This window comes from Streptomyces herbicida (assembly GCF_032656585.1).
Taxonomy (GTDB): Bacteria; Actinomycetota; Actinomycetes; order Streptomycetales; family Streptomycetaceae; genus Streptomyces; species Streptomyces herbicida.
Genome location: NZ_JAUYWJ010000001.1, coordinates 352,562 through 378,293, shown reverse-complemented (window position 1 = coordinate 378,293; position 25,732 = coordinate 352,562). Strand labels below are relative to the sequence as shown.

26 protein-coding genes are annotated in these 25,732 nt (G+C 70.4%); 3 read left to right on the top strand and 23 right to left on the bottom strand.

Annotated elements, in window-relative coordinates; genetic code table 11:
* Positions 1–22: 22 nt before the first annotated feature.
* The 4 genes from Q8A52_RS01685 to Q8A52_RS01670 all read right to left on the bottom strand — a co-directional run bounded on the left by Q8A52_RS01685 (position 23) and on the right by Q8A52_RS01670 (position 5,092).
* On the bottom strand, positions 23–1,396 hold the full coding sequence (locus Q8A52_RS01685; protein WP_316747969.1) for an AI-2E family transporter: 1,374 nt from the start codon (positions 1,394–1,396) through the stop codon (positions 23–25).
* A 139-nt stretch (positions 1,397–1,535) separates the two neighbouring features.
* The gene (locus tag Q8A52_RS01680) at positions 1,536–2,231 is read right to left on the bottom strand and encodes an aggregation-promoting factor C-terminal-like domain-containing protein (protein ID WP_316747966.1); all 696 of its coding nucleotides are present in this window, start codon (positions 2,229–2,231) and stop codon (positions 1,536–1,538) included.
* A gap of 417 nt (positions 2,232–2,648) precedes the next feature.
* The gene (locus Q8A52_RS01675) at positions 2,649–3,974 is read right to left on the bottom strand and encodes a PhoH family protein (protein ID WP_316747964.1); all 1,326 of its coding nucleotides are present in this window, start codon (positions 3,972–3,974) and stop codon (positions 2,649–2,651) included.
* Between the two features lie 344 nt (positions 3,975–4,318).
* Positions 4,319–5,092, bottom strand: a complete 774-nt coding sequence (locus Q8A52_RS01670; protein WP_316747962.1) for an isoprenyl transferase — start codon at positions 5,090–5,092, stop codon at positions 4,319–4,321.
* Positions 5,093–5,845: 753 nt separating this feature from the next.
* Here Q8A52_RS01670 and Q8A52_RS01665 point away from each other — a divergent pair.
* Positions 5,846–6,376 (top strand): DinB family protein, encoded by a 531-nt coding sequence (locus Q8A52_RS01665; RefSeq protein WP_316747960.1) that lies wholly within the window; start codon positions 5,846–5,848, stop codon positions 6,374–6,376.
* 18 nt (positions 6,377–6,394) lie between these two features.
* Here the strand turns inward: Q8A52_RS01665 and Q8A52_RS01660 are convergent, their stop codons facing one another.
* Positions 6,395–6,928, bottom strand: coding sequence for a GNAT family N-acetyltransferase (locus Q8A52_RS01660; protein WP_316747958.1), 534 nt, complete (start codon positions 6,926–6,928; stop codon positions 6,395–6,397).
* Positions 6,929–6,978: 50 nt separating this feature from the next.
* The gene (locus Q8A52_RS01655) at positions 6,979–7,851 is read right to left on the bottom strand and encodes an LLM class flavin-dependent oxidoreductase (protein ID WP_316747956.1); all 873 of its coding nucleotides are present in this window, start codon (positions 7,849–7,851) and stop codon (positions 6,979–6,981) included.
* Positions 7,852–7,928: 77 nt separating this feature from the next.
* Between Q8A52_RS01655 and Q8A52_RS01650 the strand changes: the two genes are divergently transcribed.
* The gene (locus tag Q8A52_RS01650; protein ID WP_316747954.1) at positions 7,929–8,303 is read left to right on the top strand and encodes a DUF192 domain-containing protein; all 375 of its coding nucleotides are present in this window, start codon (positions 7,929–7,931) and stop codon (positions 8,301–8,303) included.
* Positions 8,304–8,313: 10 nt separating this feature from the next.
* On the opposite strand, the gene Q8A52_RS01645 is transcribed toward Q8A52_RS01650, so the two are convergent.
* The 14 genes from Q8A52_RS01645 to Q8A52_RS01580 all read right to left on the bottom strand — a co-directional run bounded on the left by Q8A52_RS01645 (position 8,314) and on the right by Q8A52_RS01580 (position 19,492).
* Complete coding sequence (locus Q8A52_RS01645) at positions 8,314–8,934, bottom strand: OmpA family protein (RefSeq protein ID WP_316747953.1); 621 nt, start codon at positions 8,932–8,934, stop codon at positions 8,314–8,316.
* A 6-nt stretch (positions 8,935–8,940) separates the two neighbouring features.
* On the bottom strand, positions 8,941–9,522 hold the full coding sequence (locus Q8A52_RS01640) for a hypothetical protein (RefSeq protein ID WP_316747950.1): 582 nt from the start codon (positions 9,520–9,522) through the stop codon (positions 8,941–8,943).
* A 32-nt stretch (positions 9,523–9,554) separates the two neighbouring features.
* Positions 9,555–10,151, bottom strand: coding sequence for a pilus assembly protein TadG-related protein (locus Q8A52_RS01635; protein ID WP_316748739.1), 597 nt, complete (start codon positions 10,149–10,151; stop codon positions 9,555–9,557).
* The gene (locus Q8A52_RS01630) at positions 10,148–10,345 is read right to left on the bottom strand and encodes a Flp family type IVb pilin (protein WP_316747948.1); all 198 of its coding nucleotides are present in this window, start codon (positions 10,343–10,345) and stop codon (positions 10,148–10,150) included. Before Q8A52_RS01630 ends, Q8A52_RS01635 begins: the two co-directional genes overlap by 4 nt.
* A gap of 107 nt (positions 10,346–10,452) precedes the next feature.
* Positions 10,453–11,205 carry a response regulator transcription factor gene (locus Q8A52_RS01625; RefSeq protein ID WP_316747946.1) on the bottom strand — a complete coding sequence of 251 codons (753 nt, stop codon included), beginning with the start codon at positions 11,203–11,205 and terminating at the stop codon, positions 10,453–10,455.
* Between the two features lie 13 nt (positions 11,206–11,218).
* On the bottom strand, positions 11,219–12,661 hold the full coding sequence (locus tag Q8A52_RS01620) for a sensor histidine kinase (RefSeq protein ID WP_408649166.1): 1,443 nt from the start codon (positions 12,659–12,661) through the stop codon (positions 11,219–11,221).
* Positions 12,662–12,685: 24 nt separating this feature from the next.
* Positions 12,686–13,573: a DUF5936 domain-containing protein gene (locus Q8A52_RS01615; protein ID WP_316748734.1), complete on the bottom strand. Its 888-nt coding sequence runs from the start codon at positions 13,571–13,573 to the stop codon at positions 12,686–12,688.
* 19 nt (positions 13,574–13,592) lie between these two features.
* On the bottom strand, positions 13,593–14,537 hold the full coding sequence (locus Q8A52_RS01610; RefSeq protein ID WP_316747944.1) for a type II secretion system F family protein: 945 nt from the start codon (positions 14,535–14,537) through the stop codon (positions 13,593–13,595).
* 10 nt (positions 14,538–14,547) lie between these two features.
* A complete protein-coding gene (locus Q8A52_RS01605; protein WP_316747942.1) occupies positions 14,548–15,885 on the bottom strand; it encodes a CpaF family protein in 1,338 nt (445 codons plus the stop codon).
* 25 nt (positions 15,886–15,910) lie between these two features.
* Positions 15,911–16,255 (bottom strand): TadE/TadG family type IV pilus assembly protein, encoded by a 345-nt coding sequence (locus Q8A52_RS01600; RefSeq protein ID WP_316747939.1) that lies wholly within the window; start codon positions 16,253–16,255, stop codon positions 15,911–15,913.
* Position 16,256: 1 nt separating this feature from the next.
* On the bottom strand, positions 16,257–16,634 hold the full coding sequence (locus Q8A52_RS01595; protein ID WP_316747937.1) for a TadE/TadG family type IV pilus assembly protein: 378 nt from the start codon (positions 16,632–16,634) through the stop codon (positions 16,257–16,259).
* 4 nt (positions 16,635–16,638) lie between these two features.
* Positions 16,639–17,883, bottom strand: a complete 1,245-nt coding sequence (locus Q8A52_RS01590) for an AAA family ATPase (protein ID WP_316747935.1) — start codon at positions 17,881–17,883, stop codon at positions 16,639–16,641.
* 12 nt (positions 17,884–17,895) lie between these two features.
* Positions 17,896–18,597, bottom strand: coding sequence for a Flp pilus assembly protein CpaB (gene cpaB / locus Q8A52_RS01585; protein WP_316747933.1), 702 nt, complete (start codon positions 18,595–18,597; stop codon positions 17,896–17,898).
* A gap of 67 nt (positions 18,598–18,664) precedes the next feature.
* On the bottom strand, positions 18,665–19,492 hold the full coding sequence (locus tag Q8A52_RS01580; protein ID WP_316748732.1) for a hypothetical protein: 828 nt from the start codon (positions 19,490–19,492) through the stop codon (positions 18,665–18,667).
* A 280-nt stretch (positions 19,493–19,772) separates the two neighbouring features.
* Between Q8A52_RS01580 and Q8A52_RS01575 the strand changes: the two genes are divergently transcribed.
* Positions 19,773–21,470, top strand: a complete 1,698-nt coding sequence (locus Q8A52_RS01575; protein WP_316747931.1) for a chitinase — start codon at positions 19,773–19,775, stop codon at positions 21,468–21,470.
* Between the two features lie 91 nt (positions 21,471–21,561).
* Here the strand turns inward: Q8A52_RS01575 and Q8A52_RS01570 are convergent, their stop codons facing one another.
* The 3 genes from Q8A52_RS01570 to Q8A52_RS01560 all read right to left on the bottom strand — a co-directional run bounded on the left by Q8A52_RS01570 (position 21,562) and on the right by Q8A52_RS01560 (position 25,451).
* Entirely contained in the window at positions 21,562–22,044 is a 483-nt protein-coding gene (locus tag Q8A52_RS01570; protein WP_316747929.1) for an ATP-binding protein, read from the bottom strand.
* Between the two features lie 130 nt (positions 22,045–22,174).
* Complete coding sequence (locus tag Q8A52_RS01565) at positions 22,175–23,095, bottom strand: MEDS domain-containing protein (protein ID WP_316747927.1); 921 nt, start codon at positions 23,093–23,095, stop codon at positions 22,175–22,177.
* Positions 23,096–23,135: 40 nt separating this feature from the next.
* A complete protein-coding gene (locus Q8A52_RS01560) occupies positions 23,136–25,451 on the bottom strand; it encodes an ATP-binding protein (RefSeq protein ID WP_316747925.1) in 2,316 nt (771 codons plus the stop codon).
* Between the last annotated feature and the right edge of the window lie 281 nt (positions 25,452–25,732).

The window sequence follows — 25,732 nt, the reverse complement described above, 5'->3', positions numbered from 1 at the left end:
CCGTGCCGCGCCGGGGCCTCGCTCACTCCTGGTGGGCGAGGCCCCCGGTGTTTTCCTGCGCGTCCCTGGGGGCCGCGACCGCAGACCCCGCCCCGGCCCGGACGGCCTCGTCCTGGACCTCCGGACGCGCCGGATCCTCTTGACCCGCGCCGAGAAGTGCCTGTTCCTGTGCGTAGGCCCGCAGATAGCCCACCACCGTGTTCGTCACCGCCACCAGCGGTACGGCCACCACCGCGCCGCCGATGCCCGCGACCATGCCGCCGGCCGCGACCGACAGCACCACCGCCAGCGGATGCACCCGCACCGCGCGGCCCAGGATGAACGGCTGCAGGACATGGCCCTCGATCTGCTGGACCGCCAGGACCACCAGCAGGGTCATGACCGCCGTGAAGACGCCCTGCGTCACCAGCGCGACGACGACCGCCAGCGCGCCGGACGCCACCGCGCCCACCAGCGGGATGAACGAGAACAGGAAGATGAACACGGCCAGCGGGACGGCCATGGGCACGTCCAGGAAGTAGATGCCGAGGCCGATGAAGATGGCGTCTATCAGGGCCACCAGCACCGTGCCGCGGACGTAGGCGGTCAGCGTGCGCCAGGCGCGCGGTCCGGCGCCGGCCACGCCCGGGCGGGCCGCCGCGGGCACCAGCTTCAGCGTCCACTCCCAGATCCGCTCGCCGTCGTAGAGCAGGAACAGCGTCGAGAAGAACACCAGCAGGATGCCGGTCAGGGCCTCGACGATGACCTGTACGCCCTCCAGACCCGCGGACGTTATCTGGTCGGCGTTGGCGCCGATCGCCTCACGGAGGTTCTTGGCGATCTGGTTGATCTGCTTGTCCGTGACGTGGAAGGGGCTCTTCAGCAGCCAGTTGCGCAGATCGTCGATGCCGTTCTGGATCTGGTTGGAGAGGGTGTCGATGTTCTCCATGACCTGCCAGGTCACGAACCACCCGATCAGGCCCATCACGACGAAGCCGAGGATCGCGGTGAGCGCGGTGGCCGGACCCCGCGGCACCCCGTGGCGCCGCAGCCGGGCCACCGTCGGCTGCAGCAGCGCGGTGATCAGCAGCGCGATGACGAAGGCGAAGACGACCAGTTGTACGGCGCTGATGACCCGCATCAGCACCCACACCGTGCCCGCGAGCACGAGCAGCCGCCAGCCCGCCTCGGCGGCCACCCTGACGCCCCACGGCACGGCCTGGGCCGGGTCGGGACGGGGACCGGCCGGCACCGGCGGGTGAGGGGCGGACTGCGCCGGTTCGACCACGGTGTCGGCGACGACCGGGTCGGGCTCGGCGCTCTCCTTCTCCACCTCGGCCCGCCGCTCGTCCAACCGCTCGCCCATTTCGGTCAGTCCGGCACCGAGTCGGCCGAGCCACCCTGGTACTCGCGACATGATCCGTCCTTTTCCCCCGCGTCCCCGGGTGCTCGCCACCACTCCCCCCTGGAGTCGTTCGCGTCCGACCGTACAGGGCAAAAGCCCCTCCCCCTAGGACGGGGAGGGGCTGCGCAAGGTTGAGAGGGAACCGACCGGCTCAGTACCAGTGGTTCGCCTGCCAGAACGACCACGCCTCACAGGGGCTGCCGTACCGGCTGTTCATGTAGTTGAGGCCCCACTTGATCTGGGTGGCCGGGTTGGTCTGCCAGTCGGCGCCGACGGACGACATCTTGGAGCCGGGCAGTGCCTGGAAGAGGCCGTACGCACCGGAGGACGCGTTGACGGCACGGTAGTTCCAGCTGGACTCGTGGTCCACGATGTTGCTGAAGCACTGGAACTGGCCGCTCGCCACCATCTGGCGCGCCATCGCCTGGATCTGCGCGACGGTGTACGAGCTCTGCACGGGGAAGCTGGAGGAGTCGCGGGTCGACCGGGTGGCCGCCTTCTTCGCCTCCGCGCGGGCCTTGGCTTCCTTCTCGGCCTTCTCGGCGGCGACCTTCTTGGCGACGGCGGTCTCGGCGGCTGCCTTGCGGGCCGCCTCCTCGGCGTCCTTCTTGGCGCTCGCGTCCGCCTGGATGGCCTGGGCGTCGGCCTGCTGCGTCAGGGACGCGGTCTGCACCTGGGCCTGCTGACCCGCGGGTATGTCCGCGAGGAGCGTGGCGTCGGCAGCCGTCGGCTCGGCGTCGTTGCTGTTCTGCGCGACGCTGCCCGAGGCAACTCCGACGACGCTTCCGACTGCGGTGACCGCGGTGGCGGAGGCCACTGCGAATCCCCGGACCGAAATCCGGCTCACACGGTTTCCTTCCAGCATCGCCCGCTTCGGTGACCCTGGCGGACGCAATCGTGCCCCTGGCGCTGGCCTCCCAACTGCGGGGTCACGGGAGGCGCGGGCCCGGTGGGAACTCCCTGCACGGGAGCGCCGCGTGGTGCTCGGGCGGCATACGACGTCGCTGTGGAGTTAGCTGTGGTGCTTCTGTGGTGCCGTACCGCTGGGGGTACAGATGTGTCGTATGCGGGGCCTGACAGGAGTGAGACTCTGCCGTAACACAACGCCGGGTGGCAATTCCGAGGTGCGTGTGAAAGCTCACATCCCGTTTGACCCAGGGGATTTTAAGAAACCGCCACATACGACGGCGCCGCCCGGCTAGGCTCAGGGCCTTTGCCGGGCGGCGCCAACTGCCGAGTAAACCGTCCAAGTTGGACAGTCGGGTCAGATGTGACCGTCCTCCAGCATTTCGGTCACAAGTGCGGCGATCTGGGACCTCTCGGACCGTGTCAGAGTGACGTGGGCGAAGAGCGGATGCCCCTTCAGTTTCTCCACGACGGCGACCACACCGTCATATCGGCCGACCCGCAGATTGTCCCGCTGCGCCACGTCATGGGTCAGAACCACTCGTGAATTCGCGCCGATTCGGGACAGAACGGTCAGAAGGACATTCCGTTCGAGCGACTGCGCCTCGTCCACGATCACAAACGCGTCGTGCAGCGAGCGGCCACGGATGTGGGTCAGCGGCAGGACCTCCAGCATCCCGCGTGCGGTGACCTCCTCGATGACCTCGCGGCTGGTGACCGCCGAAAGGGTGTCGAAGACCGCCTGCGCCCAGGGGCTCATCTTCTCGGCCTCGGAGCCCGGCAGATAGCCGAGCTCCTGCCCGCCGACCGCGTACAGCGGACGGAAGACCATCACCTTCTGGTGCTGACGGCGCTCCAGGACCGCCTCCAGACCCGCGCACAGCGCCAGCGCCGACTTTCCGGTGCCGGCCCGGCCGCCCATCGACACGATGCCGACGTCCGGATCGAGGAGCAGATCGAGGGCGATCCGCTGCTCGGCGCTGCGGCCCTTGATACCGAACGCCTCCCGGTCACCGCGCACCAGCCGGACGTTGCCCTCCGACGTCACCCGGCCCAGCGCCTTACCGCGCTCGGACTGGATGGTCAGACCCGTGTGCACCGGGAGACCGGATGCCTCCGATACATATACGTGTCCTTCCTCGAAGAGGATGTCCACCTGCTCGCCGGACAGGGTCAGTTCGGACATTCCGGTCCAGCCGGAGGAGTCCGTGATGGCGAGTTCGGCGCGGTACTCCTCCGCGAGGAGCCCCACGGACGACGCCTTGATCCTGAGCGGCAGGTCCTTCGACACCACGGTGACGTCGTACCCCTCGGCCTGCAGATTGCGGGCCACCGCGAGGATGCGGGAGTCGTTGTCCCCCAGGCGGTAGCCGGTGGGCAGCACGCTGGGGTCCGAGTGGTTGAGCTCGACACGGACCGTTCCGCCGAGGTCCCCGATCGGGATGGGGGCATCCAGTCGGCCGTACCGCACCCGGTAGTCGTCGAGCAGGCGCAGGGCCTGCCGGGCGAAGTAGCCGAGTTCGGGATGGTGCCGCTTGGCCTCCAGCTCCGTGACCACGACGATGGGGAGCACGACCTCGTGCTCGTCGAAACGGGTCAGGGCGTTGGGGTCGGCCAGCAGGACGCTGGTGTCGAGAACATACGTGCGCCGGTCTGACTTGTGGCGCTTTGTGCTGGTCACCACGGAAGGACGTACCCCCTCGGATGAGGTCGGGGAGCGACGAGATGGAGCTGGACCGGTCGACGGCCCCCGCGCACGGCGGGCCGAGAACCGGCCCTCCGTGGCTGCTTCCGTGCTGAGACCGCACGGTCGGGCTGGTGCAAAGGGCCTCCCGGGCGGACGGCTCCGCGCCGCCCGCTGAGATCCGACACCCGTGGTTCGGGTGTCGACCTGCTTGGCTTATGCCCTCGAACATGCACTGCCATGCAAATGCATAGGACAGCGCACCGGTGAACTCCTCGTAACTTCCGCCCCAACAGGTGTACAGGGGGCGACTCTCCGGACGTGTACCGTCCGGGTGGTGTACGTCAGCCGCCGTAGCGGCGGTGGCGTGCCGCGTAGTCACGCAGGGCGCGCAGGAAGTCGACCTTGCGGAAGGCCGGCCAGAAGACCTCGCAGAAGTAGTACTCGGAGTGGGCCGTCTGCCACAGCATGAATCCGGACAGTCTCTGCTCACCGCTGGTACGGATCACCAGGTCGGGGTCCGGCTGGTCGCCGGTGTAGAGGTGGCGGCCGATCATGTCGACGTCGACGGACTCGGCGAGCTCCTCCATGGAGGTGCCCTTGTCGGCGGCGTCCGTGATCATCGAGCGCACGGCGTCGGCGATCTCCTGGCGGCCGCCGTAGCCGATGGCGACGTTGACCAGTATCCCGTCGACGTTGGCGGTGGCCTCCTCGGCCTCCTTCAGCGCGGTCTGCATCTGCGAGGGCAGCAGGTCCGGGGTACCCACGTGGTGCACACGCCAGCGGCCATCGGCGGCGAGGGTGCGGACGACGTCTTCGATGATGCCCAGCAGCGGGACGAGTTCTTCCTTGGCGCGGTCGAAGTTGTCCGTGGACAGCAGCCACAGGGTGACGACCTCGACATCCGTCTCGCTGCACCAGCCGAGGAACTCCTCGATCTTCTCGGCACCGGCCCGGTGACCGTGGACCGTGGTGGAGCCCGCAGCCTTCGCCCAGCGGCGGTTGCCGTCCATGATGACGCCGATGTGCTTGGGCACCTGAGCGTGGTCCAGGTGGCCTTCCACCCGGCGTGCGTAGAGCCTGACCAGAAGGCCGCGCAGTTTGTCGCGCAGGTTCACGTGATTGTCAGCCCCTCCATTGGTGCGGTCCCCTTGCCGGCGAAGCCTACCCCTGCGGGGCTTTGGCCGTAGGCGAGGGTTGTGGACGGGGGCGGTTTCCCGGGCGGGCGGGACAGTTGCCGTCCCTGGAGCGGCGCACGGCAGCCGAACGAAAAACGGGCCGGTCCGTGGGGGGGAGACGGACCGGCCCGAGGGGGGGTCTCCACCATAACCCTTTGTAAGGGCTAATGCGTGCATCGGCGTGCCACAACTACTCTCCGGAGTCGCACAGCGACGCCCAGGTGGGCATGGAAGCCGTTGTTCGGGGGTCGCGCTTGGCCGATTCACGGCGGATTCTCAGGCGAACGGGGCACGTACACAGAGATCAAAAGGGCTTGAGGCCTCTTGAGGGGCTGTTCGGCATGTCGTCCACGGTCCCCCCGAAGGGCTACCCCGGTCGCGAACGACCGCTTGACGTGTCCGCGGGTGCATTTCGGCACCGCGCAGCCCCCTCCACTGCGCGGTGCCGCCCGCGCAGCTTTGCTCACGCGAATTACCTTGGTCTGAACTTACGTGAGGAGTCAGGTAGATGCGACCTGCTCGCGATAACAATGTGGAAACCCCGTGGACATTCCGGGGAGCAGCAAGATCAACACGTTCACTTATGCGCAGATCACCCCATTTGCTCTAAGTCTCGAACGGTGTTTCCCGGCCATTTCTGCAACCGCTCCGTCCGCGGGGCGTTGTCAGCGCCCGCTGCTAGCTTCCCGCGGCATGACGACACCTGAGAAAGACACTCCGGGCATGCCCTACTCGGGCGGCGAGAAGGACACCCTGCACGCGAGTCTCCAACGGCACCGGGACGCCGTCCTGTGGAAGCTCGACGGACTCGACGACGAACAGCTGCGTCGGCCGATGACCCCGTCCGGGACCAATCTGCTCGGCCTGGTGAAGCATCTGGCGTCGGTGGAGTACGGCTGGTTCGTGGAGACGTTCGGCGGCGAGGTCGAACCGCTGTGGTTCGACCCGTACGCCGACGAGGACATGACCGTGGGCCCCGGCGAGACGACGGATCGGATCACCGACTTCTACGGCCGTGCCCGCGCCGCCGCCGACCGTGTCGTCGCCGAACTGTCCCTGGACGACCTCGGCCGGCCCGCATGGCGGGACCACTCGGTGTCCCTGCGCTGGGTCCTCGTCCACATGATCGAGGAGACGGCGCGGCACGCGGGCCACATGGACATCCTGCGGGAGCTGATCGACGGGACCACCGGAGACCGTCCACGGGTCACGGGTACGGCCTGACCAGGTCTGCCCGGCGGTTCATGAGGAGTTCGCCGAAGCAGTCCCCTTTGTCTGCTCCGCCGTCCGCAGCACGAGCAGGTGGTGTTCGTCGTCTCCGTGCCGGATCGTGCCGGTGTGTTCGAAGCCGTGTTTCTCCAGGAGGCGGACGGAGGCGGTGTTGCCGGAGAACGGGTCGGCGTACAGCGGCCGGGTGCGCTCCTCCCGGAGGAAGGCGGCCAGGGCCTCGGTGCCGATGCCGCGAGCCCAGTACGGGCGGCCGAGCCAGTAGCCGACGTAGCGGTCCTCGCCCTCCCACCAGGCGACGATGTTCCCCGCGACCTCCCCGTCCACGGTAACCGTCCGCACGAGGCCGGTGGGATCGCCGAGGACCCTCTCCCTCCAGTGCTTCAGGAAGGCGGCCCGCGGCCGGGGCGTGAATCTCGACCGCCGGACGGCCTCCGGATCGTGCTCGTGGGCGAGGAACACCTCGAGGTCGTCCTCCGTCACCTCACGCAGGAGCACCTGGGGCTTCTCGGCCGCCTCGGTCTTCTCGGTCTTCTCCGTCTCCTTCATGCCGACCGAGTCTGGCAGGGGGCACTGACAACGGCCCCTCCACGGCTCCGTCACGGCACGAGGGGCCGGACCTCCCCGGCCGTGAACCGTACGAATCCCTCGGGGTCCGGCTCGTCTCCCGTCGGCTGGAGGATCACCGTGTCGGCTCCCGCCTCCGCGAGCCGCCGCACGGCCTCGGCCACGGTTCCCGCGTCTCCGGCGACCCCCAGTTCCGGGACCGACTCCACCCCCTCGGCGACCAGTTCGGCACGGAGGCGGTCGGCGGCGCCGACGCCGGTGGCGGTGAGGAGGTGCACGACGACCTCGTGCCGGCCGGTACGGCCGGCGGACCCGCGCCCCTCGTCGATGAGCCGCCGCGCCCGCCGTACGCCGTCCGGCGAGGTGGCGGCGGTGAGGATCGTGCCGTCGGCCGCCTCCCCGGCGAGGCGCAGCGTGCGTGGCCCGGTGGCACCGGCGAACACCGCGACGGGGCCCTCCGGCGGCCAGTCGAGCCCGACGTCCTCCAGCTTGACGTACCGCCCGTCCACGGTGAGCCGCTCGCCCCGCAACAGGGCCCGTAGCGCGTCGAGATGCTCCCTGAGCAGGGTCAGCGGGGACGCGGCCCGCGCGCCGACCTGCCCCATCCAGTCCTGCACGCCGTGCCCGACGCCGAGGATCGCGCGCCCCGGGAACATCCGGTGCAGCGCGGCGGCCTCCATCGCGGCGACGGCGACGTTGCGCAGCGGCACGGGCAGCAGACCGACGCCTACCCGCACCCGCTCGGTCCAGGCGAGGGCGGCGGCCGCGGTTGAGAGCCCGCCCTCCCGGAAGCAGTCCTCCCACAGCCACAGCTCTTCGAGCCCCGCCTCGTCCGCGACCCGGGCCACCGCCCTGAGCCTCTCGGGGGGCAGTTGAGGGCGGAAAACGGCGCCGAGTCCGGTCATGGAGCCTTCCTAACCTGCCGTTGCGGGTGGGACAACTTGTTTACAGTGCGGTTGGGTTGACGGAGGGTGGTCCGGGCATGGCGCGCTGGCGGGACGGGCACGGAAGGCTGGTCGTGCACGGCGAGGGCACGGCGGAGGTGTCGGTACCGCTGGAGATCGCCACGTCGTATCGCGCCCGTACGAAGGGATTGCTGGGCCGGGACTCCGTCGACGGGGCGATGCTGCTGTCCCCCGCCAACGGCGTGCACACCTTCCGGATGCGCATCCCCATCGACGTCGCCCATCTCGACCGCCACCTCACGGTGATCGCCGTACGCACGATGCCGCCGGGCCGGCTCGGCCTGCCCCGCCTGCGGTCGCGGCATGTGCTGGAGGCGGAGGCGGGGGTCATGGCCGGGTGGGGGTTGCGGGTCGGAGTGCGGGTGGCCGTGGAGGCCGAGTGGGTCAAGTAGGTCCAGTGGGTCAGCTCGCCGAGCGCGGGAAGGAGACCTCCACTCGTCGGTTCTTCTTCCGGCCGGCCTCCGTGGAGTTGTCCGCGATGGGGTACTGCTCGCCGTAACCCCGTACCTCGAAGGTGATGTTCGAGTCGTTCAGGTCGGCGTCCAGGACCGCTTGGACGGCGTTGGCGCGCTGCCGGGACAGTACGTCGCCGTGGGCGGAGGAACCGAGGTTGTCCGTGAAGCCGAACACCCTGACCTGGGTCGCGTTCTGCTTCTTGATCTCCTCGGCGATCGCGTCGATGCGGGCCTTGGACTCCCCGCTCAGCCTGGCGCTGTCCTTGCTGAACAGCACCTCTGCCTGGAGCGCGAATTTCACGTCCGCGTTGGTGTCTTCGCGGCGCTCGTCCCCGCTCTGGTCCTCGACGACCGACTTGATGTCCAGCACCTTGGGCTCGGCGAGGGTGGCGCCCTCGGGGAGCTTCAGATCGGGGTCGGTGGGGTCGATTTTCACGGGGGCGGAGGCGGAGGCCTCGGTGCCTGGGGGGACGCTGGGGGTGGTGTCGTCGGCGTGGGCCGTTGCGGTCCCGCAGAGGTTGGCGGCGAGGACGAGGGTGGTGAGGACGAGGCTGCGTTTTGTGGTCACGGGGCCTCACCCAGAGATCGTGATGTCGGCAGGAGAGAACATAGGCAGCTGAAAGGACACCTGCCCTGTATCGGCGGGCGGCGCCGGGAACTGCATGAACACCGGCACGGTCTCACCGGACTTGATGCTGGAAACCCCTGTTGTGGTGAGAGGGCGGCCGTCGGTGTCGCGAAGGACGTAGTAGCGCTTCTTCCCCTTCGTGTCCACGAGCGTGGCACCACCGAATGAGGGGCCATTCCTGATGATCTCAGTCTCATTGCCGCTCAACTGTGCCGGGATGTTGAGCGCCTTGGCGCTGTCGTTCTTCAGATTGCCGCTTACCGTGACAAAGCCACCGGCGTCCCGAACCGCCGATGTAATGTCGAGCATCAGGCCCTTCGGTCCGTTCAGCTCGGCCAGGGGTTTGTCCGATTGCCCTTCCTGAGCACTCGGCCGGGAGCTTCCCGCTTTCGAGGCCGACGCCGAACGCTCCGGCTTCTTGTCATCGCCGCCACCGCCGCCGCATCCGGCCACGCCGAGGGCCAGACCGGTCGCCACCGTCAGCGCGACCAGCCCCCCGCGGGCCTTCGCAGTGAACCGAATGCTCATGACTGATTCCTTCTTGACTCGTCGTTCGCTTGTCAGTCGGCCAGGTGGACATCGAAGAGGTCTTCCGGTCCTGGGAGGTCTGTGAGGTCGTCCGGGTTCAGGTCCCAGTTCCGGTGCTTGCAGGTGAGCTGTGGCAGCGCGTCGCCCCCCGCGTTCTCTCCGGGCAGTTGGAACGTGCACAGCGGTTCAATCACGGCCTTGGCGGTTGCAGTCGAGTGCACGTTCTCCGTGCCGGGGACCACGGAGTCGCCGACGGCCTTGGAGGTCTTGACGTGGACGCTGTAGCCCAGTGGCCCCGTGGGAGTGCAGTCCTCAACCGTGGCGTCGTTCTGGGCGGCCAGTCGATAGGCCCGCCAGCAGGAGGGATCGACGTTCACAACGCCTTCGAAGATGTCCTGCCACTTGGTCGGGTCGAGCACGTTCAGCTTCCACTGGTCGGCGAGTTGGTCACGCGTGTTCTGGGCCGCCGCCAAGGCGGAGGCGTCCGCAGCCGTCTGGGCGCCGTTCCGATTCGCGGCGGCCTGGCCGACCGCGAGGTAGGCGAACGCGAGAAAGAGCAGACCCGCCACCACCGTGATGTAGATGGGGAAGGCCTGCCCTGCGTCGCAGTTTATGCGCGAACGCGTCAGCCGCCGGTGACCTCGCTGATCTTGTCGGTGATGGCGTTGTAGATCGTCTGCCCGATGCTCGTACCCGTGATCGCCAACACAATCGCCACAACCACCGCGATGATGCCGAGGTACTCCACCGCGGTCTGGCCCCTGTCGCTGCGGGCGGCGCGGGCCTGCAGGTATGCGACGGTGGTGTTGAACCAGTTGCTCATGGTGTTCCCCTCCGGATTCGCTTCCGACGCGGGCACCGTACGCCCTGTCCCCCCGCCCCCCGGAGGGTCCCAGGACCCAATCCCGGGCCCAATCAGAAATCCCCACTTCACGCCACCCCCAACCACTTCGCCGCCGCCTGCGAGCGGCTGGTGCTGTGGAGCTTGGCGAAGATTCGGTTGATGTGGTTCTTGACCGTCTTCTCGCTGATGAAGCAGGTCGCGGCGATCTGCTGGTTGTTCATGCCGGACGCGATGAGGTCCATGATCTCCGCCTCCCTGGAACTCAGCCGGAACCGCGACCTCAATGACTGTCCCATATCGGGTTGCAGTTGCGAAAGGTTTCGGGAAGAAATAGCCCTTGGAAAGTCCGGAACTTCACGCACCGCATGTGCAGTTGCACGCACTCCAAGCTGCTCCAGTAACGCCCCGGCAGCCGTCGGAGTGAAGTGCGGCCTGCCCTCGCCGATGTCCCGCACCGCCCTGACCAGTTGCTCCACGCCGAACTCGCCGTGGACCAAATAGCCCCCGGCTCCCAGGCGTACGGCCTCCTGGACGATCTCCGGCTCGTGGCTGTACGTGAGCATCATGACCGGCGCCAGCCGCACGAGGTACGGAAGCGCCGAGATGCCGTCCACGTCGGGCATCCGGACGTCCAGGAGGATGACGTCGGGGCGGTGTTGCAGGGCCGCCTCGCACGCCTCCCGGCCGTTCGCCGCCTCCGCGACCACGGTGATGTCCTCCCGGCCGGAGAGGAGGGCCGTGAGGCCCGCGCGGACCACGGGGTTGTCGTCGGCGACCACGAGCCGAAGCGGTGCGGCCGGGGTGGCCGGTGGGAGGTGCTCGAAGGAGTTGCCTGGCATCGGGTGCCTCCTCTCATGCGTCTTGGGACTGTCGGGGGGTGGGGGGCGGGAACGTCAGCGCGGCCAGGGGGAGTTCCAGAAGGACCTCCGTGCCCCGGGCGTCCTTGCCCGTGCCTATCCGGACGCGGGCGCCCACGGACGCCGCTCGTTCGGTCATGCCGGTCAGGCCGAAGTGGCCGGAGCGGCGGAGCTGTTCGAGGGTGGTGCCGGTTGGGAGGCCCCGGCCGTCGTCGTGGATGCTCATGCGCAACACGTCCTCGTGGACTCCCGCTTCCACCTCCACCCGCGTAGGCGAAGCGTGACGACTCGCGTTCTCCAGTGCTTCCGAGGCGATGGCCAGGAGCTGGCGGGCCACCGCGGGCGGGACCGGAGGCAGCGGGTGGTCGCCCGTCCGGCGGTACGCGGCCGGCAGGCCCGTGCGGGCCGCGAAGTCCTCGGTGCGGGCGGCCAGTTCCGCGAGGACGTCCACGCCGTGCGCGGGGTCGTGTTCGCGGCGCAGGTCGGTGAGGAGTTCACGGGCCTCGGCCGCCGCCCTGCGGGCCGAGCGGGACACCAGTTCCGCCTGCTGTCTGATCAGGGCCGGGTCCATACGCGCACCCGCGGCCGCGGAGCCCGCCAGGCCGTCGGCGGCCAGTGCCACGCCGTACAGGGTCTTCGCCACCGAGTCGTGCATCTCCCGGGCCAGGCGGGCCCGTTCCGCGCTCACCGCCTCCGCCACCGCCAGCCGGGCCTGGACCGTGGTCAGGGCCTGGGTCGCGGCGCCGAAGCGGAGCATCAGACCGCGCAGGGTCGAGCCCACCGCGCCCGCGATGACGCAGAGGCCGGGCAGGAGGAGGGACTCGGCGACGTCCGCCCGGTGGGCCTCCTTCAGCGTCGCGTGGACCAGCAGCAGGATCAGCGACTGGAGCGAGGCGAAGCAGGCCGCGCCCCGCCAGCTGTAGACCAGTCCGGCGAGCAGGGGGGTGCAGACGCTGACGTAGGCGAGGGTGGTGTCCGGGCCCGCCGAGACGAGGAGCAGGGAGCCGAAGAGGGTGTCCGCCGCGAGGAGCGAGGGGTGGCGCAGGAGGAGCGGGCCGAAGCGCTCCCAGTCGCGGAACAGGACGTACGAGACCATGAAGGTGACGACCACGGCCGCACCCACCAGGCGGACGCCCAGGCCGGGCGCGGCGTTGACGAGGGCGGCGGGGGCGGCCAGGGCGATCATCGCCAGGCGGAAGCCGAAGACCTGACGGCACATCGCCTGGAGTGCGCGGATCTGGATCTTCTCGGGGTCGGGGAGAGGACCGCGCGCCCCGTCGGCCGTGGCCTGCGCCTCCGGTGACGCCCCCAGCGGCGCCCCCAGCGACACCTCCAGCGGCGCCTGCCGCACGGCGGACGAAGCGTCGATCACGGTCGCAGGCGGCCGTGCGCGGCGCCACCGCAGCCGCGTGCGTTCCCTCGCCCTCACCCTCGCCATCGCCGTGCCGGTCACCCGCCCCGCCTACTTTCCGGTGATCGAGCCGAAGTCCACGCCGGAGCCCAGCAGCAGGCCCGCGCCGAGGAGGAGCATGGTGGCCGGGACCATGAACGTGGTGATCATCAGCGTGGCCCTGGGGACCGCCCGGGCGGCCTTGCGGCGGGCGTTCTGGGCGTCCGTGCGGCGCATGTCCTTGGCCAGGGCGACGAGGGTGTCGACGATCGGCGCGCCCAGTTCCTCGCCCTGCTGCAACGCCGTCACGAACATCGCGACCTGCTCGGAGTCGTTGCGGCGGCGCAGTTCGGCGAAGGCCTGGCGGCGGCTCATGCCCAGGTCCATCTGGCGCAGCGTGATGCGGAGTTCGTCCGCCCAGGGGCCCTCGTACCGGGATGCCACGCGGTCCAGCGCCTGGCGGAAGCCGAGACCCGCGCTGACGACCACCGCGAGCACGTCCAGGAAGTCGGGCAGCGTCCGCTCGATCACGTCCCTGCGGATGCGGATCGCCGACCAGATGCCGACCTCCGTCCAGAACGCTCCGAAGGCGAGCAGGATCAGGGCGACGAGGTAGTTGCCGCGCATCAGCATCACCAGGAAGCCGACGCCGCCGAGTGCGCCGTACACCGCCCTGCGGGCCGCGTAGCGGTCGATGGTCAGGCCGCCGGGGTTGCCCGCGAGGTCGATCCTGCGGCGGTACTTGGCCACCTGTTTGGGGCCCATCAGGCGCAGGACCGTGGGCGCGTAGCGCATGCCCATGCGGTCGATGAGGGAGTCCACCGCGCCGGTGCGGGTGGCACCCACCTCCAGGGCCACCGCCAGGTCCCCGGGCAGTTTGGTGTCCGCGCGGTACATGCGGATCCCGGCGAAGACGCCCCAGACGCTGAGGCCCATGGCCAGTGCGAGAAGGAGTCCGATTCCCATGCCGTCAGCCCCCTCAGACGTCGATCCGGCTCATACGGCGGATGAGGACGAAGCCGATCGCGTACAGCCCGAACGCGATGATCACGCAGGCCTGGCCGACCGGTGAGCCGGTCATGCGCTCCAGGGCGCCGTCCTTGACGCCGTCCATGAGGAACAGGGCGCCGATGCCGAGGACGGGTACGGCGTAGGAGGTCATGGTCACCTGGGAGAGCTGGGTGCGGATCTCGCGCCGGGTCTCCTTGCGCTCCTCCAGCGTCTCGGTGAGGTTGCGGAGGGCGGAGACCACCTGGCCGCCCGCCTTGTTGGACAGGACGAGGGTGGTGACCAGGACCACCAGTTCGCGGGACGGGAGGCGGTCCGCGAGTTCGCCGAGCGCGTCGTCCATGGAGTGGCCGATCGACAACTGGTTGGCGACCTTGGCAAGTTCCTCGCCCGCCGGTGCCTCCAGCTCCTCCGCCGCCATGCCGATCGCGGTGCGCAGGGCGAGGCCCGCCTGGGTGGCGTTGGCCAGGATGCGGGCCAGTTCGGGGAGCTGGTTGATGAAGCGCTCGATGCGCTTCTGCCGCTGCCAGTTGAGGAACTGGAACGCCGCCCCGATGCCGAGCAGACCGGCGAGCGGGCCGAAGAAGGGGGCCAGGGCGGCCTGGCCGATGAGCCAGAGGGCGGCGACCGTCGCGAGCATGTAGGCGAAGAACTCGCCCGGGGTGACGTCCAGGCCGGTGGCCGCCAGCCGCAGTTCCAGCTTCCGGCCGGGCCCGGTGCGCCGCAGCCGGCGGTCGAGGTTGCGGAAGCGGCGCCTGCGGCCGGTCTCCGGGGCGCGGCCGGTGTAGGAGAGGCGGTCGATGAGCGCGGCGCGCTGTGCCCGGCCCGAGGCGTAGGTGTGGACGCCGACCACGGCCAGGACGCAGGTCAGCAGAGTGACACCGGTGGTGAGGGTGACGAGGTCGTGGAGATCCATGAGGGCCTGCCTACCTGGCTTCTCGGGTGGCGAGCTGGTCCGCGTGCCGGGCGACGCCGAAGGCCTGGGGTATGGGCTGGCTCGCCATGTAGAGGCGGTCGGCGGTGCGGCGCGGAAGGGGGAAGTACTGGAAGACGCCGTGGACACGGCCGTCGGGGGTCATGGGCTGTGCGTTGAAGTGGGCCACCGTCGCCAGCCGGTAGGGCTCGCCGCCGTGGCTGTCGAGCAGTGCGATCTCGGTGATGCGGCGGGCGCCGTCGGCGAAGCGGGTGAGCTGGACGATGACGTCGACGGCGCTGTTGATCTGGTCGTGCAGCGCCACGAAGGGGACCTCGACGTCGGACATGGACGCCAGGGTCTGCAGCCGGGTCAGCGCGTCCTCGGCGCTGTTGGCGTGCACGGTGGCGAGGGAGCCGTCGTGACCGGTCGACATCGCCTGCAGCATGTCCAGGGACTCGCCACCGCGGACCTCGCCGACGACGATGCGGTCGGGGCGCATGCGCAGGGAGTTGCGGACCAGGTCGCGGATGGTGACCTGGCCCTTGCCCTCCACGTTCGGGGGCCGTGACTCCAGGCGGACGACGTGCGACTGCTGGAGCTGGAGTTCGGCCGAGTCCTCGATCGTGATGATGCGTTCGTGTGCCGGGATGAGTCCGGAGAGGGCGTTGAGCAGGGTCGTCTTCCCGGTGCCGGTGGCTCCGGACACGATGATGTTGAACTTCGCCTGCACCAGGCCCGCGAGCAGGAACAGCATGTGCTCGTCCAGGGAGCCGAACTCGATCAGCTCCGGGAGGGTGTAGGAGCGCGGGAAGCGCCGGATGGTGAGGGTGGGTCCGGTGAGCGACAGCGGCGGGATGATGACGTTGACGCGCTCGCCCGAAGGGAGGCGGGCGTCGACCATCGGGTTCGACTCGTCCACGCGGCGGTTGACCGTGGAGACGATGCGCTCGATCGTCTGCATCAGCTGGTCCTGGGAAGCAAAGCGCAGCGGCAGCTGCTCGACCCGGCCGCCGCGCTCGACGAAGATCGCGTCGGGGCCGTTCACCATGATCTCCGTGATGGACGCGTCCTCGAGCAGCGGTTCCAGGATGCCGAGGCCCAGCGCCTCGTCGACCACCCGCCGGATCAGCTGCGCGCGCTCCACCGTCGACAGGACCGGGCCCTCGCGGCTGATGATGTGCCCGAGCACCCGCTCCAGCCTGGCCCGGCGCTCGGCGGCGGCCAGCGAGCTCATCTCCGCGAGGTCGATCTCCTCCAGGAGCTTGGCCCGGTAGGAGGCGACCAGATGGCCGTCCTCGCCCCGGCTGCCGTGCTCCTCGGGGGAGTTGATGCGTGCCCGCAGGCTCATGGGTGGGGTGCTCCTCGTTCCTGGGTCAGTGGTCGAGCGGCATCGTGGCGGTCCTGCTGGCGGAGCCGAAGTCCCAGACGATCCTGGGGATGCGGACCGTGGCGGTGACGGTGACGGTGTCGCCCCCCTCCGAAGAGGCGCACTGCACGTCGAGGCCACCGCTGACCGCGTCCGCACAGGCCTGCGCGACGCCCTGCCGCAAGGAGGCGGCACGCGCCCCCGCATGGGCCGCCGTTCCCGCCTGCTCGGCCGCGTAGGCGACGGCCCCGATCTGGATGCCGGCCAGGCCGACGATCAGCAGGACCGGGACGAAGCCGAGGTACTCGATGGCGACCTGCCCGCTGTCGCGCCGCCTGGGGAGGTACGGCATCTCAGTCCTTCACCTCCTCCACGGCACCGGCGTGGCCGTGCACCGTGACCGGGAAACCGATCGCGCCCGGGAAGAGGACAGGGACCTTGAGGTACACGTCGGCGGTCACATAGCCGACCCCGCCGCAGTTCACCGTGGCATCCCCCTTCCATGCCGCCGACAGGTGCTTCATCCCCGCGGCCCGGCAGGCGCCGGCGCGTTCGCCCCGCGGCGCCGCCGTCCCCGCCCGCACCGCCTCGTCCGCAGCATTCCCGGCGAGCGTGAAGGTGTACCCCACCAACACGCACTGCCACACCAGCACCAATGTCAGCACGATCAGCGGCGTCATGCCGAGGAACTCGATGCTGACCTGCCCCTCGTCCCCGCGTGGCCGTCTCATCCCCTCACTCCTTCCGGCGCCGCAGACTCACCGACCCCCGGTCCCCGCGCATCCGGCCGCCCCGGTGGGAGCCTTCGGGCACGCGCGCGAGTCCCAGCTCCCCGGCGAGCCTCCACAGGGCCTGTTTCACCGTGCTCCTGCTGTCGAGCTCGTGGATGCGTCCGGCGTCCACGGCGCTCTGGAGTTCCTTGAAGTTGGCGGGAACGGCCGTGCCGGCCAGCGCGGTGCCGGTGATGCGCTGCACCAGCGGCGGCTGGATCTCCGTACCGCGGGTGTGGCGGTTGACGACGACCGTGGTCTCCTCGGCCTTGCGGATCTGCAGCCGGTCCCACATGCGCACGGTGCGCTTGGCGGCCCGTACCGCGACCACGTCCGGGGTGGTCACCAAAAGCGCCGTGTCGGCCATCTCGACGGCGGCCGCGCTGGCCCCGCTGAGCTGGGCGCCGCAGTCGACGACGACGACCTCGTAGCGGGAGCGCACGGCGCTGACGATCTGGCGGGCGGCGCGGTCGGTGACCTCCTCGCCTCGTTCGCCGTCGCCGGGGGCGAGCAGCAGGGCGAGGCCCGTGTCGTGGCGGAAGACGGCGTCGGCGAGGACGCGCGGCGAGATGTCGGTGATGGCTGCGAGGTCGACGACCGAGCGGCGGAACTGGACGTCGAGGAAGGAGGCGACGTCGCCGGCCTGGAGGTCCATGTCGATCAGGGCGGTGGCCCGGCCGGACGCCTGGGCGGCCAGGGCCAGCTGGATGGCCGTGAGGGTGGCACCGACGCCGCCCTTGGCCCCGCTGACCGTGACGACCGTACCGCCGACGCCGGAGAACACGTCGGCGCCGTGTCCGAGATGGCGTCGTACGCCGTTGGACCACTGGGCGACGGCCTGGACGCGGCTGGCCAGCTCCTCGTAGCTGAGCGGGAGGCCGACCAGGCCGCGGGCGCCGGAGTCCATGGCCGCGGAGAAGAGCCCGGAACTGACGTCCGTGGTGACGAGGATGACGCCGACGGCCGGGAAGCGCAGGGCGACTTCGCGGATCAGCTCCAGTGCGGGGACCGGGCCGATGCGCTCGTGCACCACGACGACCTCGGGCAGTTCGTCGACGGACTCGGCGGCGAGGCGGGCGAGGGTGTCGATCAGCTGGGTGGAGTCCACCACCGGGGCGATCGGTTCGGCGTCGGGCAGCTGGCTGAGCAGGGTGGTGAGCGAGCGGACCGCGTCCGGGTCCGAGACGGCCGGGAGGATCCTGATGGGCATGCGGGCCGCCTCTCACTTGTCCGTCGCGAGTTCGTACGTGCGGTCCTTGTCCGGGACGGTGGTCTCGCTGCCGGGTGCCACCAGCGCGAGCCTGACCCGCTGGGCGAAGGACTCGGCGTAGGTGATGCGCTGGGCGTCGATGGTGGACAGCGCGAAAGTGATCGGGACGGCGTCGGTGGGCTGCTGGTTCTTGTTGTCGGGCTCCAGGGAGGTGAGCTTGCCGACGTCGAGTACCCGGGCGTTCGTCACGATGATCTTGGACTGGTCGGGGTCGCCCTGCTTCTTGCCCTCGAAGGTGGCGTAGACGTTGACCCGGGAGCCCGGGGTGATCTTGCCGGCGACTCCGGTGGCCGCGTCGATCATGATGGCGACCTCCTGCTGGCCCGCCTGCAGCGCGGGCTGTTCGACGATCATGTCCGTCTGGAGCAGGGAGCCCTTGCGCAGGGTGGTCACGGCGATCTTGCCCTCGATCTCGCGCAGGCTCGTGACCGCGTTGGCCGACAGCCACCGCTTGGGCATCTTGATCTTCTCGAACTGGCCCGTGTCCAGCGTCGTGTACGGCGCCACGTCGGACCTCAGCCGGTACGCGGTGACCTCGGGGCCGACCTTGGACTTCACGTCGTCGATGACGGAGAGCACGCCGGCGAACGCGCCGAGCGCGCAGAGCACCGACAGGATCAGGAGTATCACGCCGCGGCGCTGACGGGAGTTCATGAACCGTGCAACCTCATTGGGGGAATCGGTCGAGCGGGATCGAAGGGGACTGAGCGGGCCGGACCGGTCAGGCGGGCGTTCTTTGCTCCAGGGCCCGTGGAGCGGGTGGTTCATGGCCTGGCGGGGTGGCCGAGCAGAAGACACAGCGGTCCCCGATGACGTCGATGCCGCACCAGTGGCAGGTGTTCTGCCGCACCGAGGTGACCAGTTGGTAGAGGACGGAGAGGTCGGCGAGGTAGCTGCAGAACTCGATGACCCGGCCCGTGCCCCACCAGTGGGCGGACTCGGCGGGCAGCGGGGTCTCGCGCAGCCCGTGCGCGCTCCAGGCCTTGGCGAGGGTGCCGGTCCACTCGGACTGCAACTGGCCCTTGGCGACCAGCATCCAGGTGGCGAACTCGGGACCGGCCAGGGTGGCGCCGGGTCCGATCCGGACGAGCTGCGGCTCGGGATGGGCGAGGACGGCGAACTGGCTGCCGGGCACCCAGGACTTGGCGTGCGCCTTCAGGCTCACGGGAACGTGGTCCAGCCTGGCCACGGAGCCGAGGACCGCGCCGGAGTGGAGGTAGTGGGTGAGCAGCCGTCCCGCGGAGGCGAGGACTCCGGGGCTGAGGTCGCAGGAGGCGAGCTGTCTCAACTGACGGGCCAGAACGGCGATCCCGAGCGGTGGCAGCTCGGGCCGGAACAGGGCTATGCGGTCGCTCTCCATCAGGGACCGCAGGGTGTGCAGCCGCTGTGTCACGGTGGCCGGTACGGCCCGCGAGCACAGGACGATCAGATGCCCGTGCTGCTCGACGAGCCCCTGGAGTTCGGCGAGCGCATGCTCCAGCGGCCGCTTGTCGAGATCCCGCAGCACGACGGCGGGCACGGTCCGTTCGTCCTGCGGCGGCAGCGCCATGTCGGCGCTGGTCACGGCAATGGCAGTTGGCACGCGCAGCTCCCCGCTCTTCACACCCGTCGGCCCACCGGTGTTACTCCAATGCGCCGGGACGACTTCATTGCGTGACTACCTCAGCACTGTATCCACGCCTCCGTGACCGGAGAACAGCGTTTGGGTAGCTGGCCGGGATCTGTGTGTGCGCAAGTCCCGTCAAACCAGGACAGGTTGAGCATTCGACAGTTGCCTCATTTGGTCTGGACCTATTGACAGCTGGATTGGTCTGGACCAACTTATTGTCATGCCCAGACAGAGACGACGCACACGAACCTGGTCGGCCGTCGCAGCATTCGCCACGGCCGTGGCACTGGCGGGGATGTCCGGCGGTCCGGCATCCGCAGCGGATGTGAACAACGTCAAGAACGCCGGCTTCGAGTCGGCCCTGAGCAACTGGACCTGCTCCGCGAGCAGCGGTACGACGGTCTCCTCCCCCGTCCGCTCCGGCACGGCCGCGCTGAAGGCGACACCGGCCGGGCAGGACTACGCCCAGTGCTCCCAGACGGTGGCGGTGAAGCCGAACTCGTCGTACACGCTGAGCGCCTGGCTGCAGGGCGGCTATGCGTACCTGGGCGTGACCGGTACGGGTACGACGGACGTGTCGACGTGGACCCCCGACTCCACCTCGTGGAAACAGCTGTCGACCTCGTTCACGACGGGCGCGTCGACGACCTCGGTCACGGTGTACACGCACGGCTGGTACGGCCAGCCCGCGTACTACGCCGACGACGTGTCGGTGTACGGCCCCGACGGCGGCGGAGGCGGCGACCCGGCCCCGACGGTGCCGGGCGCACCGGCCGGCCTGGCCGTGTCCGGTACGACCTCCTCGTCGGTGTCGCTGTCCTGGAACGCGGTGTCGGGCGCGACGGGCTACAACGTCTACCGCGACGGTACGAAGGTGACCGCGGTGACCGGCACGTCGGCGACGGTGACGGGCCTGGCCGCCTCGACGGCGTACTCCTTCCAGGTCACCGCGACCAACTCGGCGGGTGAGTCGCCGAAGTCGGCGGCGGTGACGGGGACGACGGCGGCGACCGGGGGCGGAGGCGGCGGCGCCCTGCCCAAGCACGCGGTGACCGGCTACTGGCAGAACTTCAACAACGGAGCGAGGGTCCAGAAGATCTCCGACGTGCCCTCGTCGTACGACATCATCGCGGTTGCCTTCGCGGACGCCACGTCGACGCCGGGCGCCGTGACCTTCAACCTGGACTCGGCCGGGCTGGGCGGCTACACCGTCGACCAGTTCAAGGCCGACATCAGGGCGAAGCAGGCCGCCGGGAAGAAGGTCATCGTCTCGGTCGGCGGCCAGAACGGCACGGTGTCGGTGAACGACCCGACGTCGGCGGCGAACTTCGCGAACTCCGTGTATTCGCTGATGCAGACGTACGGCTTCGACGGCGTCGACATCGACCTGGAGAACGGCCTCAACGCGACGTACATGACGCAGGCCCTGCGCGCGCTGTCGGGGAAGGCGGGCTCGTCCCTGATCCTGACGATGGCCCCGCAGACGATCGACATGCAGTCGACCTCGAACTCCTACTTCCAGACGGCCCTGAACCTCAAGGACATCCTCACGGTCGTCAACATGCAGTACTACAACAGCGGTTCGATGCTCGGCTGCGACGGCAAGGTCTACTCCCAGGGCTCCGTGGACTTCCTCACCGCCCTGGCCTGCATCCAGCTGGAGGGCGGCCTGTCCCCGTCCCAGGTCGGCCTCGGCCTCCCGGCTTCGACGAGCGCGGCGGGCAGCGGCTACGTCTCCCCCACCGTGGTGAACAACGCCCTGGACTGCCTGACCAAGGCCACCGCCTGCGGCGGCTTCAAGCCGTCGAAGACCTACCCCGACCTGCGGGGCGCAATGACCTGGTCGACGAACTGGGACGCGTCCGCGGGCAACGCGTGGTCGAACTCGGTGGCCCCGCACGTGCACGCACTTCCGTAGCAGCGACCCGAAGACGGTGGGACAAGGACCCCCGGCGGCCACTCGAGCCGCCGGGGCTCCGGGCTCTCCGGGGCTCCGGGCTCTTCCGGGGCTAAGGCAGTCGCCGGTCGCAGCCTTCGCAGTCGCAGGTGCCGAGTTCGAACCAGACCGTTTTGCCCGCGCCGTCGAGGTGGCAGCCCCAGCGGCGGGCGAGGGCGTCCACCAGGGTCATGCCCCGGCCGCTCTCCGTGATGCCCGCGTCGAGCACCTCGGGCGCGCGGCGGTCGGTGTCGGCGACCTCGCAGCGCAGGACGCCGTGGGAGGCCAGGAGGGTCAGCCGGAAACGGCTCGCCGCGTGCCGCAGGGCGTTGGTGGCCAGCTCGCTGACCAGGAGCTCGGCCACGTCGCCGACCTCGTCCCGCTCCGCGAGCCCCCATTCCTCCAGCTGCCTGCGCACCACCGCGCGCGCCTCGCGGGCCGCCGAGGGCACGGGGTCGTACTCGACGCTCAGATGGCCGGCCCGTATGGGCGGCTGCGGATACGCGGCGTACTGAGGGCCGGGGTCCGGAAGGCTCCTTCCGGAAGGTTGCAGCATGCTCCCAGGGTGCCCTCCCCGCATACCCGCTCACACGGGGAGGAATACCCGAATCCGTACCTGCGTCGGTTCGCTCGGCACCCGCGTATGCATGGTTGCGGACATGCGTGCGTATCCGGATCCGCCACCGCTACGCGTACTGGATGCGGACGGTCGAGCCCTCGGCGTGGTCGCGCACATCCACGTAGGCGCAGACCTGGCGGGTGAACCACAGGCCCTGCCCCGGCTCCAGCTCTCCGGTGGGCGGCGGTACGAAGCCGGCGAGCGGGTCGGCGACGCGGTGGGGCAGGCGCAGCTCGCAGACGCAGGACGGGGCGCGGCCCCACAGCACGGTGCCGGTGACGGGGCCGAGCGCGGCCGCCGCCTCGGTCACCGCCGCGCCGAACAACTCGGCGTCGGGGGCCGGGAGTCCGCGCCTCGCCGACCACGCGCGTACGGCCTCGGCGGTCGGGGCGGGCAGCGGGGTCGCGTCGTCGGGGGGCGGTGCCAGGGGTACGGCGTCCAGTTCACGCACCAGGGCGGGCGGGGCCTCGTAGACACCGGTGGCGGGGTGGGCCCGGCGGGCCGCTTCGACGAGGGCGAGGCCGGCGGTACGGGTGTCGTAGGCGCACATCGCCGTCGTGGAGAAGGGGGCGAAGAGGAGGTTCGCCAGGGACTCGTAGCGGATCCACTCGGCGGTCTCCCGGGGCGAACTGCCCGCGCGGCCCGCCCAGTCCGGCTCCATCAGGAGGTGGATGCGGCCGCCGGGCCCGGCGTGCGCCGCGAGGTAGCCGGCGCTCCGGGCCACGGCATTGGCGGCGGAGCCGGTGTACCAGTCGGTGTGCGGGATGAAGCCGACCTTCCCGGCGTCGGACCCCAGGGCGTCCCGCAGGAGGTCCAGTCCGGCGGGGGCGACGATGGCCACGGGCGGTGGTTCGCCGGGGGCGGCCAGGCCCTCGGCGAGGAAGGGCAGCGCCGCCGCCACGAACTCGTCGTCCGAGCCGAACACGGCCATGCGGTGGTCGAAGTCCCCCTGGCCCGGACCGGTTTGCGCATGCGTATCTGCACTCATGGGTTCCCCATCTGTTGTACGTCCCTCACGGTGGGAGTCATCAGCGCTGGGCCGTCACCCAGGCGGCGATCTGGCTGCGGTTGCTGAAGCCGAGCTTGCTGAGGATGCGCTCCACATGGCCCTCGGCCGTGCGGCGGGCGATGACCAGGCGGTCGGCGATCTGCTGGTTGGCCAGCCCCTCGGCGACCAGCCGGGCGACCTCGGCCTCCCGGCGGGTCAGCCGCGGGGCCGGAGCCGGCTCCCGCCCCGCGCCGGCGTCCTGGGGGTCGTGGAGCGCGTAGGCCACGATCTCGCCGAGGCCGAGCGCGGCGCCCCTGCCGTACGCCCGCTCGTACGTCCGCTGCCCCACCGCCGCGCGCACCCGTGTCTCACAGTCGCGCCGGGCGGAATTGAGGGCCTCGGAGCCCCAGCGGTCGCGGTCGATGTCGGACCAGACCCGGTCGGCGCCGCCGAGCAGCACGGCGGCGCGCTCGGCGGCCCCGGACCCGGCCGCGAGAAGCGCCAGCAGGTCGAGGGTGAGTCCGATGCCGATGACGTCGTGCACATCGAGCTTGAGGCGCAGGGCCTGGCAGGCGTACGGCTCGGCGCGCCGCCAGTCCTTCCGCACGGCGTGCGCCAGGGCGAGGATGCGCAGCACGTACGAGCGCACCCACTCCTCGTCGTGCCGCTCGCACAGTCGCAGGGCGTCCTCGCAGACGGCGACTGCGCGGTCCGCCTCCCCCAGCAGGGCCAGGGCACAGGCGAGTTCGACCTGGTCGAGGCCGTGCAGGCTGAGGTGCTGGCCGGGGACCGGGCCGCGGGCGACGGTGGACTCGTAGTGGCTCAGGGCGGTGTGCAGATCGTCGGCGAAGAGCTGGACGACGCCGATGACGTAGTCGGCGTGGGCCACCTCGGCCGGGTCGCCGAGGTCCTGGGCCAGGGCGCGGGCCTCCTCGGCGCGGCGCAGTCCGCGGGTGAGGTCCTCGGGGCAGCCCGCCAGCAGACCGGAGATCCACAGGCCCCGGGCGCGTTCCCGGCTCGGCCCGGGGTCGGCGTCGAGGGCGCGGTCGAGCCAGTAGCGGCCCTCGCGGGGTGCTCCGCAGGCGTGCCAGTAGAACCACAGGGTGCCCGCGAGGCGCAGCCCGGCGAGCTCCTCGCCCGGTGTGGTGAGGCTGAAGTCGAGGGCAGCGCGCAGATTGTCCTGGTCGGCGCGGAGCCGGGCCACGATCTCCCGCTGGCCGGGTCCGAACCAGCGTCGCTCGTATCCGCCGGCCCGCTCCTGCATCCAGTCCCGCTGGCGGCACCGGGCGGCCGCCTCCTCGCCGGGGTGCTCGCGCAGCTGGTCGAGGCCGTAGTGGCGCAGGGTGTCCAGCAGCCGGTAGCGCACCCCGCCGGGCCCGCTCTCCCGGCCCAGCACGGACTTGTCGACGAGCCCGGCGACGGCTTCGAGGACGTCGTACGACACGATCCGCTCGCCGTCCGCACAGACCGCCTCCGCCGTCTCCAGGTCGAAGCTCCCGGCCAGCACCGACAGCCGCGCCCACACCAACTGCTCGAGCGCGTCGCACAGTTCGTGGCTCCAGTCGACCGCGGCACGCAGGGTCTGGTGGCGGGGCGGGACGGCGGGGCTGCCGGCGGAGAGCAGGCGGTAGCGGTCGTCGAGCCGGGCCAGGAGCTGTTCGATGCCGAGGACGCGCATACGGACGGCGGCGAGTTCGATGGCGAGCGGGAGGCCGTCGAGGCGGGCGCAGAGGCGGGCGACGGCGGCGCGGTTGCCGGGGGTGAGGCGGAAGCCGGGGACGACGGCGGCGGCGCGGTCGGCGAACAGGGCCAGGGCCGGGTGGGCCTCGGCGGCGGACAGGTCGCCGTCGGGGTCGGGGACCGGCAGGGGCCGAACCTCCATGAGGTGTTCCTCGGTGAGGCCGAGGCGGTGGCGGCTGGTGGCGAGGATGCGGATGCCGGTGGTGCCGTGCAGGAGGGCGGCGGCGAGTTCGGCGCAGGCGGCCGACAGGTGTTCGCAGTTGTCGACGACCAGGAGCAGCCGGCGGTCGCGGAGCTGTTCCACCAGGGCGTCCAGCGGGGGCCGGCGGGAGTGGTCGTGCAGATCGAGCGCGTCGGCGGCGGCGAGCGGGACGAGCGCCGGGTCGTGCAGGCCGGAGAGCTGGACGTAGCGCACACCGTCCGGGAAGGCGCGTTCGACGCGGGCCGCCATACGTCCGGCGAGGCGGGTCTTGCCGACGCCGCCGGGACCGGTGAGCGTGACCAGGCGTGCCCTGGCCAGCAGTTCACGGCCCTGCGCCTGCTCGTCCCGCCGGTCGACGAAGCTGGTCGTCTCGACCGGCAGACGAGAGTCCCGTCGTGGCGCTGATCCGCCCATGATCAGCCAGCCCTCCTCTTGGCCGGACTCCCCACTCTTCCCCGGGGGTGCACGGGTCCGCACGCCCTCATCACGCCAACGAGTGCTCTTTGGCCGGGGACACTCCGCGGAATCCTCGCGCGCGTACACTGCCCGGCCGGTTTTGGGCCGATTCCGCTTGAACTGCCCTTGACCTGGCCATGCCAACGCTTCACCATGAGCGCCACCCGCACAGCCCACGCACAGCATCCGCACCTTGCACGTCGCACTGAAGCACCCCCCGCTCCGCTCCACCCCACATC